This is a genomic window from Phocoenobacter atlanticus subsp. cyclopteri (assembly GCF_018343795.1).
Lineage (GTDB): Bacteria > Pseudomonadota > Gammaproteobacteria > Enterobacterales > Pasteurellaceae > Phocoenobacter > Phocoenobacter atlanticus.
In genome coordinates this window covers 174,604-187,873 of sequence record NZ_CP074346.1, presented here as the reverse complement: position 1 = coordinate 187,873, position 13,270 = coordinate 174,604, and the positions used below count along the sequence as shown (strand labels likewise).

Annotated in this window: 13 protein-coding genes; all 13 read right to left on the bottom strand. The window is 33.7% G+C overall.

Annotation, left to right across the window (positions count from 1 at the left end; translation table 11 throughout):
* Positions 1-49: 49 nt before the first annotated feature.
* A complete protein-coding gene (gene ribF / locus KGI96_RS00895) occupies positions 50-1,027 on the bottom strand; it encodes a bifunctional riboflavin kinase/FAD synthetase (protein WP_211597768.1) in 978 nt (325 codons plus the stop codon).
* Positions 1,028-1,039: 12 nt separating this feature from the next.
* Positions 1,040-1,453, bottom strand: a complete 414-nt coding sequence (gene ruvX / locus KGI96_RS00890) for a Holliday junction resolvase RuvX (protein ID WP_115315608.1) — start codon at positions 1,451-1,453, stop codon at positions 1,040-1,042.
* Positions 1,453-2,013, bottom strand: a complete 561-nt coding sequence (locus tag KGI96_RS00885) for a YqgE/AlgH family protein (protein WP_211597767.1) — start codon at positions 2,011-2,013, stop codon at positions 1,453-1,455. Before KGI96_RS00885 ends, ruvX begins: the two co-directional genes overlap by 1 nt.
* Positions 2,010-2,747 (bottom strand): 16S rRNA (uracil(1498)-N(3))-methyltransferase, encoded by a 738-nt coding sequence (rsmE, locus tag KGI96_RS00880; protein WP_211597766.1) that lies wholly within the window; start codon positions 2,745-2,747, stop codon positions 2,010-2,012. The genes KGI96_RS00885 and rsmE overlap by 4 nt, the downstream gene beginning before the upstream one ends.
* Positions 2,744-4,144, bottom strand: a complete 1,401-nt coding sequence (locus KGI96_RS00875) for an RNA/DNA-binding domain-containing protein (RefSeq protein ID WP_211597765.1) — start codon at positions 4,142-4,144, stop codon at positions 2,744-2,746. Before KGI96_RS00875 ends, rsmE begins: the two co-directional genes overlap by 4 nt.
* 9 nt (positions 4,145-4,153) lie before the next feature.
* Complete coding sequence (locus KGI96_RS00870; protein WP_211597764.1) at positions 4,154-4,993, bottom strand: GIY-YIG nuclease family protein; 840 nt, start codon at positions 4,991-4,993, stop codon at positions 4,154-4,156.
* Between the two features lie 14 nt (positions 4,994-5,007).
* A complete protein-coding gene (locus KGI96_RS00865) occupies positions 5,008-5,634 on the bottom strand; it encodes a DUF3841 domain-containing protein (RefSeq protein ID WP_211597763.1) in 627 nt (208 codons plus the stop codon).
* 164 nt (positions 5,635-5,798) lie between these two features.
* A complete protein-coding gene (locus KGI96_RS00860) occupies positions 5,799-6,830 on the bottom strand; it encodes a Kiwa anti-phage protein KwaB-like domain-containing protein (RefSeq protein WP_211597762.1) in 1,032 nt (343 codons plus the stop codon).
* Positions 6,827-7,438, bottom strand: coding sequence for a KwaA family protein (locus tag KGI96_RS00855; protein WP_211597761.1), 612 nt, complete (start codon positions 7,436-7,438; stop codon positions 6,827-6,829). Before KGI96_RS00855 ends, KGI96_RS00860 begins: the two co-directional genes overlap by 4 nt.
* 285 nt (positions 7,439-7,723) lie before the next feature.
* Positions 7,724-8,785 (bottom strand): PDDEXK nuclease domain-containing protein, encoded by a 1,062-nt coding sequence (locus KGI96_RS00850; RefSeq protein WP_211597760.1) that lies wholly within the window; start codon positions 8,783-8,785, stop codon positions 7,724-7,726.
* 47 nt (positions 8,786-8,832) lie between these two features.
* Positions 8,833-9,915: a phospho-N-acetylmuramoyl-pentapeptide-transferase gene (mraY, locus tag KGI96_RS00845; protein WP_211597759.1), complete on the bottom strand. Its 1,083-nt coding sequence runs from the start codon at positions 9,913-9,915 to the stop codon at positions 8,833-8,835.
* Positions 9,909-11,321, bottom strand: coding sequence for a UDP-N-acetylmuramoyl-tripeptide--D-alanyl-D-alanine ligase (gene murF, locus KGI96_RS00840; RefSeq protein WP_211597758.1), 1,413 nt, complete (start codon positions 11,319-11,321; stop codon positions 9,909-9,911). The genes mraY and murF overlap by 7 nt, the downstream gene beginning before the upstream one ends.
* A 44-nt stretch (positions 11,322-11,365) precedes the next feature.
* Entirely contained in the window at positions 11,366-13,216 is a 1,851-nt protein-coding gene (locus tag KGI96_RS00835) for an ABC transporter ATP-binding protein (RefSeq protein ID WP_211597757.1), read from the bottom strand.
* Positions 13,217-13,270: the final 54 nt, after the last annotated feature.

Genomic DNA, 13,270 nt, shown 5'->3' with positions numbered 1-13,270 from the left:
GTGACCGCTTATTTTTGACAATAATCACAATAAAACGTATTAAATTACTCTATAATTTTAAATTTAATGAATCAAATATCTTTTTTACTTGCTTTACATCTTTCTGAATTTGTTTTTTAAGATTCCCGAAACTAGAAAATTTTACTTCTGAACGAATTTTTTTGAGAAAAATAACCTCCATACTTTTACCATAAATGGATTGGTTAAAATCAAAAATATGGACTTCTAATAATGCCGTTGTTCCATTGATTGTAGGGCGATTACCGACATTTGCAATGCCTTGTAATTGTTGCCCATTTAAGTTGACCTTAACGGCATACACACCGTGAATCGGTACAACAAAACGATCGAGCATTATATTTGCGGTGGGAAAATTGATGGTTCGCCCTAATTTTTTACCGTGAACCACTCGTCCACGAATGGAATAAGGCTTGCCGAGTAACTGCTCTGCAAGGTGCAAATTATCCTTATGTAACGCCTCACGGATAAGGGTACTGCTCACTCGTTGCTCTTCAAAACAGTTGCTCTGACTATCTTCAACAATAAAATTAAAGGTTTTACCTGCCTGTTGCAATGTCTCAAAATTACCCTGTCTTGCTTGACCAAAACGGAAATCATCGCCAATACTTAAATATTTTACCTTTAATTTTTCTACCAAAAGCTGTGAAATAAAATCTTGGGGCTGTAATGAGGCAAAATTTTCATTAAAACGTAAACAAAGGACAAAATCGATCTGTTGCTGTTTTAAATAATGCAATTTATCTCGCAAACGCATTAAACGAGCAGGGGCAGAAGCGGTAATATTTTGATCAGATTTTGCAAATTTTTGTGCAAAAAATTCACGTGGGTGGGGTTCAAATAACATCACAACGGAAGGTACATTTAACTGTTTGGCTTGTTGCTTTAAGCGTTGTAAAATATGTTGATGTCCGATATGCACACCGTCAAAATTACCAATAGTTAATACACAACCCTTTGATAATTCTAAATTTTTATTAAGATTATAAAGTCCTCGAATCAGTCGCATTTTTGTCTTCTTCTAATTATTTTCAAACCAACTTTCTAAAATCAAACACGCTGAAATAGAATCCACTTTGCCTTTGGTTAAGGCTTTATAACCGCCTCGTGCAAAAATTTCTTCTTTTGCGGCAACGGTGGTTAAGCGTTCATCTTGCAATTCAACGGGTAAATTGAAACGTCCATTTAAACGGTTCGCAAATTTTTTGGCACGTTGCGTTAAAGGTTGCTCTGTGCCGTCCATATTCAAAGGCAATCCAACCACTAATAAATCAGGTTTCCATTCTTTTAACACTTGTTCGATTTGTTGCCAATTTGGTATGCCGTCTTGGGCTTTGAATGCCGGTAAACCTTGTGCCGTGCCAGTAATACTCTGCCCTACCGCACAGCCAATACTTTTGGTGCCAAAATCAAAGGCGATGATTGTCTGCCCCATTATGCTCGCCCCGCTTTTGCTAAAATGCCCTCAATACCGAGTAAACCTTTCGCCTCGCTCCAACGATCCATATAACCTGTTTCAAACAAGATTTTTTCATCAGCCGGAGTCACAAGCCAATAATTTTTTGCAATTTCGTGTTCTAATTGCTCCGCTTGCCACGTTGCACAGCCTAAACAAACGAGAAAATGCTCAGGCGATTTCGGTGTACCGAGTACATCTAAAACATCGCCAGACGTCGTAAGGTAAATGTTCGGCGTGATTTCTTGGCTATTCATAAAATCTTGTTGCGTTTTGGTATGCAAAATAAAACCACGATCCGTTTTAACAGGTCCACCACTTAACACAATTTGATCTTTGGTATAATCACGTTGATTTGCCATCATAAAATCCATTTTAGCGAGTAATTCCATTACCGATAAATCCGTTGGTACGCTAACAACCAGCCCCATCGCACCTTCATCGGTATGCTCACAAAGATAAATTACGGTACGAGAAAAATAGTCATCGTCCATATCCGGTGTCGCAATTAAAAAATGATTTTTGAAATGTGTCGTCATTCGCTGAGATCCCCAAAGCAAAGTTGCAATGCGGTAATTGCAGCTAATGACGCGGTTTCCGTCCTTAGCACTCGCTTACCTAATAACACTTCGCTAAATCCTTGCTGTTCGGTCATCGCAATTTCGTCCGCCGACAAGCCCCCTTCCGAACCAATCAATAGACGAACTCCTTCTTTTGGCACGTTGGTTAATTGCTTAATGCCTTGCTTGGCACGAGGATGTAGATTTAATTTCAACATTTCATCTTGTTCTTGACACCAATCTGTCAGCTTCATTATCGGACGAATTTCAGGAATAGTGTTACGTCCACACTGCTCACAGGCTGCAATCACAATTTTTTGCCACTGCTGTAATTTCTTACCTTGACGATCGCTATCAAGTTTAACTCCACAACGCTCCGACCAAAGTGGTGTAATCACATTTACTCCTAATTCAACGGATTTTTGAATAGTAAATTCCATACGATCGCCACGAGAAATCACTTGCCCCAAATGGATCGGCAAATGAGATTCACGATTATCAAAAGTTTGCGATAAAATCTCAACCTCAACACGTTTTTTAGTGCTTCCCGTAATCACTGCCTCAAAAATATGGTTCGAGCCATCAAACAAAATCAGCTCCTGACCCACATTCATACGCAATACACGCCCAACGTGGTTCGCAGCGTCTTCACTCAAACTACATTCTTTTTTCCCTGCTAATGGTTCAGGGTGATAAATTCTTGGTTTTCTCATTTTTGTTTTATTTCTTCTAATTGTTTTTTCAATTTTATACCAAACTCTGTTAATCGGTATTTTTGTTTACTACTCTTTGGCTTATCTGGAATGGTTAATTCTATTAAACCTTTTTCTAATGCGGGTTGTAAAAATTCAGAACGAAAATATTCTCTATGGCTAATTTCTACAAATTGCATTATTTCAGAACGTGTATATTCTTGTTCTTGCATTACAGAAACAAGCTTTTCAACTTGCTCGGTAACTTGCTCGGTAACTTGCTCGGTAACTTGCTCGGTAACTTGCTCGGTAACTTGTGGGGTATCAATAACCTCTTCATCAAAAGGAAATGACATTCGCAAAAAATTATCCATAAATCTAAAACACGATTTATCATAAATTTCTAAAATTCGTGGGATCCCTGAACCTAATTGCTCTACAAGTTCAAGATCTTTGAAAACTCGCATTAGTTCTTTATTTCTTGGAATAGAAAGCCCTTCAAAAAAATCTTGTTCAGTTAAATTATTCGGTAATGAACCCGCAGATGTTACTGTAATTCTATCACTAAATATCTCAATTGTAGGTGCAATTTCCATTGTGTAATCATTATGAACCATTGCATTAATAATTGCCTCACGCAATGCGACTTCATTCCACAAACGATTTTCAATCCGTTCTTTAGCTGTAATCTTAGTTAATGTTTTATTCTCTAAATTCACTTTATCTAAAACACTTTTTGTCGCTTTTATCAATGAACAATAACCATATTCATTACTTTCTATCAAATCTACTTTAGTGGTACCTTTATATTTAGCTACTTTAATTGAAATATTATTTTCATCAGCCAACAAATATCCTGCATAATTTAACTCACCTTGTGGTGTTAGTAATTCTAAATTTTCAAGAAATTTTTTATTTAAATTCTTTTTCTTGGCTTGATAATAAATATGTAGTTGCTCAAAACTCAAATTTTGGCGATTAGATCGTATTTTACCGATAGAATTTTGTGTTCTAGATGAAAACAATTGATCTATTTGTTTTTGTTGCATCGGTTCACTGGCTGTACCCACACGTATAAAACAACCTTTTTCACTCATTCCATATTTTTTATGGTAATAAGGTTTTTCACTACCACTTGCAACAATGATCTTAATAATAGATTTTTGCTCTCTTTCTTCTGCCACAACATCAAACAATCCCATTGCCGATGGGCGAATATTATTTTTAATACGTTCTTTAATTTTAAGCATATCACCATCAATATCAGCAACACCAACCGTGCCCCCACTTTTATCAATACCGATATAAATAACCCCACCTTCTCTATAGTTTAAAAAAGCAATCACTTCTTTTTCTATATTAAGATCTTGGGTTAATTTTTCTTTATATTCTATGCGGTTTGTTTCTGTTGATTTCATAAATTCAGGTTATCTTCTATAAATCTCATCTAGGGTTTTACCCTCATTGTTTTTCCACTCAACCCAACCATTGCTACTAGCCCCGATACAAAAAGTTGCTGCTGCACTTGGGCTAGTGAAAGTATAATCTATTTTTAACGTCCATTCTTGTGCTGTTTTATCTACAATTTGATCAATTAACTGATGACGTTTTTCCAATAAATTTTTATTTTTAAATGCTGGTGTTTCTTTTTGAGAAATAATACTTCCCTTAATAACAGTAAAACCATTTTCATCATAAAAGCCTTTTGAACGACTATTTCTAGCGGTATAAAAATAATCAATATTTGCAATTTTTTGATTATGTTGTTCTGCCGTTTTAAAAAGTGGATAATTTAAAAATTCAGTAATAAATCTGACATCAATAAAAAAATCATTCAACGTATCTTTAACGTGGCGTTGCAGTTTAGGTTCTTTTGGATTTTGTTTATTTTCATTAAGGGTATAGGTACCATTTTCTTTGGCGTATTGCAAAGCCAAATATTCCAAATACAAAACTTCTGCTTTATTAAGAATAGTTTGACTAATAAAAACAAGGGCTTTATTCCAAAAATCTTTTTTCTGATTATGATCAATAACACGAGAAAGAAAATCATCAGTTTGCCCAATATAGGCTTGTGGTTCAGCAGTATCACTCTCTCCAATTAAAATATACAAACTCGGAGAGCCTACTAACTCTTCAATTTCTTGGGCTTTTTTCAATTCTGCTCGTGGTATCACAAAACCCATAATGGTTTTATTGCTGATTTGTACGCTCTGAATACCTTTAGGTGTATCTTCCAAAAAGTGTGTGATTATTGTTTTGCCCATTTTTTGTTCCATATTTATCTAGCAGTAAACTCCTCAACTTTAATAATTTCACTTAGATATAAACTCCAAAAAGTGGCTTGAATACTTTTCTCGTTAAAAGATTTTAACGAATATTCCTGATAATAATCCATATCAAAAATTTTTTGCCAACTGTCTTCGACTTTCTTTCGTATTTCTGCTGGATACTTTTCTTTATCAACAAAATTTACTTGATGCTTTTCTAATAAAGACCAAAAATAATTATCGTCTGTTTCTGTATCTGATATATACCAATAATTCAATACATAATGCCACAATTCAAAATCTGAAAATAAAACTTTATCTTTTGCTTTCTTAAACTCAATTCTAACCGCTTTTGTACCCTTAGATAATAATCCAGAATGCCGCAAATCAGGTTTCTTTTTATTAGAATTCTCATAATGATACCACGCCCAAATAGGGATTATATTCTCTAATGGCTTGGGATTTATTCGCTCTTCCATTTGTACCATTAACCAATCATAAGCATTTCTAAAATTAGGATAATTATCCATATATAATTCAGATAAATGCGGCTTTGCAAATATAATTTTATTTTTCAATAAAGATTCATACCATTCTATTGGTTGAAGTGTCCACAGTGTTACAAAATCACCATTCATTAGTTCTTTTATATTTCTTAAAATTCTCAGGTTGTTCTAAACGCGGTAAGATTTTTTATTAAAATTTACAAAACACATCGAATATTAACATGTCATCATTTTTGTGTGAAAAATTCTATTATTATTTATTCTAATTCGGTTTTTGTAATTTTTTTCATATTGGTTTAGTTAGCCTTTCGCACTGTTAATTGTTTACCAGAATATGTTCCATATGATTTTCCTGATATTTCCCCTGTTTTATAAAAATCAGATAGAATTTTTAAGACATTTTCAATATCCTTATTATTTATTATTTGTATTTGATTATTTTCAATTTTTATCTCTATTCCATATTTTTCAGCAACTTCTTTGGCTTTATTTATATCAATATCTTTATGATTACCTATCTTACGAATTCGAACTAATTTTTTGTGAATTGCAGGTGTTTTTTCTATCTCTTCTTTAACTAACTCTAATCCTTTGATTACCCCTGAATCCTCTAATTCTTTAACTACAACTTTAGATTCTTCTTTATATTCTTCTTGTAAGCCTATAATTTGCTCAAAATATCCTTTATGTAGAATATAAAATTCACCATCGTAATATAAACAATCTATCTGTTTATCCAAGTTTATAGTTTCCCCTTTCAATATTTCTAGTTTTTTACTCTTGGTATTGAAATGAGTTCTTATTATTTTAGATAATGCTTTCACGTTTTCTTTTTCATCAATAGCAACCTTACTTGGTTGAACTTTTCTAAATGCATAAACAACTTTTTTATTAGAGGGCTCTATATTCTCAAAACCTATACAATATGCCCATATTTCTTCATTAGAAACAATAAGTTCTTCAATACTTGATATTCTTGATAGCTCACTTTTATTATCTAGTTGATTATTTACAACATCAGAAAATGATAATACTTTATTTTTCATTGAGTAAGACATAATACATTGAGTATCATCAGAAATAACATCATACTCTGTCATTTCATAACCTTTTTTAAGAACATAAGAAATTTTTTCTTGTGATAACTCATGCAAATGCTCTCTGATCTCACTATCAATATCTATTTGATAAGTTTTAAATAGATATTTATCTAGCATTTTACTAGATTTTTTAACATCCTTTTTTAGATATCTAGTAATAAATAAAAGCTTAATATCTTTTGTCTTAGTACTTTCAATTTCATCAAACAATTCTACTAATTTATTCATCTATTTTTCCTTAATTGTGCAAAAAACAACTTATACCCAATTTGATATATTTTTATTATATCTTCTTCTAATAACTCTTTTTCTCTACTAATAATTAAACCATTCCTAACTTTTCCACTAGGTAGTATATATTCCAAAGAAAAAATAGAAAACTTAAAACTTAGTAGAGGGTTTATCAAAAGTAAGCTAGAGTTAGTGTAAATTTTATATGTAATCCACATTAAACAGATAAACGCCATTAACTCATACCAATCATTAAAATCTTGAAATAAAAAAGGTACTATATAGGTTGCTATATATCCTATAGATTCACTATTTTTATTATCAATACTGCTGACAAGAACATTATCCCCGTTATCCATTGTTCTTTCAATATTCTTAAATAGAAAGTAAACACCAATTATTCCTATAAAACATATAGCAATTAAAATTGTTGAAAAAAGAAAATTATTACAAAAAGTAACTATACTACTGTAAGATAGTCCTCCCCAATTTAAGTAAATACTATTTACTTTTATTTGCTTTATAGAAATCAATACAAATAAAGGTGTATATGATGTAATAAATAAAACAAACTTTGCTGATTGATGTAAATTATTTACTCGCATAATTTCCCCATCGCTATCAACAACTATTTTAATTTTACCAATTGTTGATTTTGTTTTGTATTAAAATTAACTATATTATCAATATGTAATCATTTTTATGTAGATTTAATATTCTCAGATTATTTCAAAATGCTACTGTTATACTTAAAACAGCAGAACCCAAATCTAGTGCATAAAATCTAACCTTATTAAAGGATAAAATAAATAATGTCCAATATAGTCTTGCTTTAACCCCGTATAAAATATTGTATCTACTGACCAAGTTTATTCCGTATTTGTACAGCTTTAGTTTAGTTGTTCATTAAGCTCCGCCTCTATCTGCTCAATACTAGGAATTGCTGACTGATAATCTTTCGGCAATACATCAATAAGGTCATATTTACTCACACCAAGTGGCTTATTAATATCTTTAAGGGCATATTCCACAATAATATCTTTTTTTGATTTACAAATTAAAATACCGATTGTTGCATTGTCTTGTTCGGTTTTGAGTTCATTGTCTATCGCTGTGGTATAAAAACTTAATTTCCCTGCAAATTCTGGCTTAAAATCTACTGCTTTAAGCTCAATAACTACATAACAACGCAACTTTAAATGATAAAACAGCAGGTCTATTCTAAATTCTTCGCCACCTACATTTAATTTATATTGCTTACCCACAAAGGCAAAACCATTGCCAAGTTCGAGTAAAAATTTAGTGATATTCTCACACAAAGCGGCTTCTAATTCTTTCTCTTGATAATTATCGGTAATAGTAAGAAAATCAAAATTGTAGGGATCTTTGGTAATCTGTTTTGCTAAATCAGACTGTATCGGTGGTAGCGTTGTATCAAAATTCGTAATCGCCTTGCCTGAACGCTGATACAAATTACTTTCTATTTGATGAATGAGAACTGCTCGACTAATGCCATTCTCCAAAGTGTTGGTTACATAAAACAAAGCCTCATCACTGTTTTTACACTTTTGAATAATAGCAATATTATGCCCCCAAGGGATTTGAGTTAATTGCGAAACAACTTGTTTCCCAATTTCATTATCTAATTTGGCAACAAGTTGTTGCCAAAATTCAACCCATTGTTTTATCGCCCTTAAATTACGATATGAAAAACCTTTTACATCAGGAAATTCTGCTGATAAATCTTTACTTAATTGCTCTAAAAAACCACTTCCCCAAGCAAAATCTTTTTGTTTTTGAATTATATCCTTGCCCATTTGCCAATAAAATTCAAGCAAGGTTGTGTTTACTTTAATATGTGCTTTTATTTGGGCTTTATGAAAATCTTGCTTTAAATCTTGTAACCAAATTTTATATTGGGTATTTACAACATTATTATTTTTCGTATCCATTATTCATTCTCCCTTATAAAAGCATAATCAATAAATTTTCAAACAACCTATCTCAACTTCAACGTCACTAACCCCACCAATACCAACATCAGCGTAATAATCCAAAATCGCATAATTACACGTGGTTCTGGCCAGCCTTTTAGTTCGAAGTGGTGATGAATAGGTGCCATTCTGAAAATGCGTTTTCCACGTAATTTAAATGACCCAACTTGTAAAAGAACAGAAAGGGTTTCTACGACAAACACACCGCCCATAATAACAAGTAACAATTCTTGGCGAACTAAAATGGCGATAACGCCCAATGCTCCGCCTAATGAAAGTGAGCCGACATCTCCCATAAAGACTAATGCGGGGTAGGTGTTGTACCATAGGAAACCAAGTCCTGCTCCGACAATGGCGGTACAAACAACCGCTAATTCACCACTAAATTTGATAAATGGAATGTGTAAGTATTGTGCGAAGTTGATATTCCCTGTCGCCCACGCAATCAAGCCAAATGCGGCTGCAACCATAATAGTTGGGACGATGGCTAGACCGTCTAAACCGTCGGTTAGATTTACTGCATTACTCGTACCCACAATCACAAAATAGCCTAAAACGATGTAGAAAATCCCTAACTGTGGCATAAATTCTTTAAAGAATGGTACGACTAATTGTGTTGCGGCAGTGTCTTTGCCGATAGCGTACATACCAAAAATAGCGACTAATGCGATGACTGAAAGCCAAAAATATTTCCAGCGAGCGATTAAGCCGTCAGTGCTTTGACGTGTGATTTTCCAGTAATCGTCCACAAAACCAACTACGCCATAACCAAAGAGAACGAACATCACAAACCACACATAAGGGTTGGCTAAATTTGCCCATAACAAGGTGCTTACGCCAATCGCAAACAGAATGATAATTCCACCCATTGTCGGTGTACCACGTTTTTTATAGTGGCTTTCTGGCCCTTCATTACGTACTTCTTGCCCAAATTTTAAGATTTGTAAACGACGAATAACTTTTGGTCCAATCCATAAACCAATCCCCATTGCGGTTAATAACGCCATAATGGCACGAAATGTGATGTATGAAACCACGTGAAAAGCGGTGTTATATTGCACTAAATATTCTGCAAGCCAAACTAACATTGTTTATCCTTATTCTTTAATTGTTCAACTAAAAGAGCGATAAGCTCTTCCATTTTTTGACTACGAGAGCCTTTTGCCAATAATACAAGCGGTTGCTTTTGTTGTGATTTTTGCAAAATTATTGGCATTAAAAAGTCACAAATTGTTTGTTTTTCAGTAAAATGATGAGCAGGGTTATTGCTAATTACTGCACTCTCTTTACCAAATGAAACCACTAAATCAAGCTTTGCCTCTTTCACAAAATCAGCGACTTGTTGGTGACATTGTTTACTTTCACTGCCTAATTCACCCATATCCGCCACGGCTAAAATCCTAAATGCAGGATAATTTTTTAATACTGAAATAGCAGATTTTAATGAACCCACATTGGCATTATAAGTATCATCAATCAATAATAAATTTTCATTTATTTCAATAGGATACAAACGCCCTTTTACTTTTGAATGTTGTTCAAGCCCTGATTTGATAGCCTTTAAATCTGCCCCAACAGCCATTGCTAAAGAGGCAGCAGCTAATGCATTGCTAATATTATGTTCGCCCAAATAAGATGAATGAATTTCAATTTCGCCTTGTGGTGTGCCTAAAATAAAATTTGCACCACTTAAGGTTAATTGAATATTTTTTGCATAAAAATCTGCTGACTGATCATTAGCTGAGAAAGTTTGTGTCTTTCTATTTATGATCCTTTGTTGCCATAGATTTCGCCATTGTGGATAATCTAAATTAACAATCGCAGTGCCATCATCTGCTAAACCTTGATAAATTTCACTTTTTGCTTCTGCAACACCTTCAAGGGAACCAAATCCCTCTAAATGAGCCGCTGTTACATTATTAATTAAACAGGCATCTGGTTTCACCAAATCAACAGTATAAGCAATTTCACCTAAATGATTAGCCCCCAATTCAACGATAGCAAATTTATGCTTTTCATTTAAACGTAACAAGGTTAAAGGCACACCTAAATCGTTATTTAAATTACCAAAGGTAAACAAAACTTCATCAGAACAAGCGGTCACATTTTGCAAAATTTTTGCAACCATTTCTTTAACCGTTGTTTTACCAGATGATCCAGTAATCGCTACTGTTTTAGGATTAATTTTTGCTTTTAACCACTTCCCTAACTTTCCTAATGCCAAAGCAGTATCCTCAACGATCAGTTGAGGAACATTCACGTCCATTTCTCGCTCAACCACAACGGCTACACAACCCTGTTTAACAGCTTGTGATAAATAGTTATGTGCATCAAAATTTTCACCTTTTAATGCAAAAAATAGTCCCTTTGCAATCGCTTGACGAGTATCAGTACTTATATTCTCAATAAAAAGGTTGTCCACACTAATATTTTTATCACCCACTAAACGAGCGGCTAAAATATTAGCAATTGTGTTTAAATTTAATTTAATCATTGTTTTTTTGATATTGTCCGACTTTATATTTAATATTTTATTATTTATTCTATTTTTCCATCATCTGCTAAAAAACCACCACTTTGATGATCCCACAGTTTGGCATAGACACCTTTTTTAGCCAATAATTCATTATGAGTGCCTTGCTCTATAATTTTTCCTTGATCCAGTACAATTAAACGATCCATTGCCATAATGGTCGATAAACGATGAGCAATCGCTAACACGGTTTTACCTTCCATTAATTCGGCTAAATTCTCTTGAATAGCTGCTTCAACTTCAGAATCTAAAGCACTGGTTGCCTCATCCAATAATAAAATTGGTGCGTCTTTTAACATTACCCGAGCAATTGCAATTCGCTGACGTTGTCCTCCTGATAACTTAACACCACGTTCTCCAACATAAGTATCATAACCCGTTCTGCCTTTGGCATCACTCAGTGTAGCAATAAACTCATCAGCAGCGGCTTTTTGTGCTGCTTTTTCCATTTCTTGTTCCGTAGCCTCTGGTCGTCCATAAAGTAAATTTTCTTTCACTGAACGATGTAATAATGAGGTATCTTGAGTTACTAAACCAATTTGTGATCGTAAACTATCTTGAGTTACATCATAAATATTTTGACCATCAATTTTGATATCTCCATTTTGAATATCATAAAAACGTAATAATAGATTAGTGAGTGTCGACTTACCTGCACCACTTCGCCCAACTATTCCTACTTTTTCGCTCGCTTTAATATGCAGATTAAAATCTTGTAATAGTGGATTTTCTTTATCATAAGCAAAGTCAATATGTTCAAAGGTAATCTCACCCTTAAATACTTTAAGTTCTGTGGCATTTTCTTTATCTTTAATAAAATGAGGTTTTGAAATGGTGTTCATTCCATCTTGAACTGTCCCTAAATTTTCAAATAAACGAGCCGCTTCCCACATAATCCATTGTGATAATCCTTTAATACGTAACGCCAATGCCGTTGCTGTTGCAATAGCTCCAGCTGTCACAAAGCCATTATACCAAAGCACTAACCCCATTGTTGCCGTTGAAACCACGAGCCACATACTATTGATATAATGCAATGCCTCAATTGAAGTGACTAAACGCATTTGTTTATGTACGGTTAGCATAAATTCCTGCATTGAGGTTTTTACATATTTTGCTTCTCTTTGACCGTGCGAAAACAATTTTACTGTTGCAATATTGGCATAAGTGTCTGTTATACGACCAGTCATTAAACTTCGTGCATCTGATTGCTCTTGAGAGGCTTTTCCCAACTTAGGAATAAAATTTCGCATAATGAGAAGCAGTCCAACTAGCCATACGCCAAAAGGCAGTAAAAACCAACTATCAAACTGAACTAAAATAATACTGGAAGTAATCAAATAAACAGAAATTTGAACAATCACGCCTGAAAGCGTAATCACAGAATCACGTACGGCTAAGGCAGTTTGCATTACTTTGGCTGAAACACGACCTGCAAACTCATCTTGATAAAATCCCATACTTTGCCCAAGCATTAAACGATGAAAATTCCATCGTAAACGCATTGGAAATACGCCTTGCAAAGTTTGAAAACGTAAACTCGCATTAAAGAAAGTAAACAAAAATCCTAAACAAACCACAAATAACATAAATAAAATCGATGTTTTTTTAGTCTGCCATACTTGGGAAGGAGAAAGGGTGCTGACCCAATCGACTAAGTTACCAATAAATTGAAACAACAATCCTTCTGTGACACCAATCCCCGCCGTCATTAGCATCATTAAAAAAATATAAATCCGCATACCCTTAGTGGCATCAAAGATAAAAGGTACTAACCCCGACTTTGGTGTTATAGGATCATTTTTAGGATAAGGTTCAATACGATTTTCAAACCACTCAAATAATTGCTTTATCATTGAATACCCTTATAGCGGTATGATTTTTGTAATAATTTGCAAATTTTCATTCTC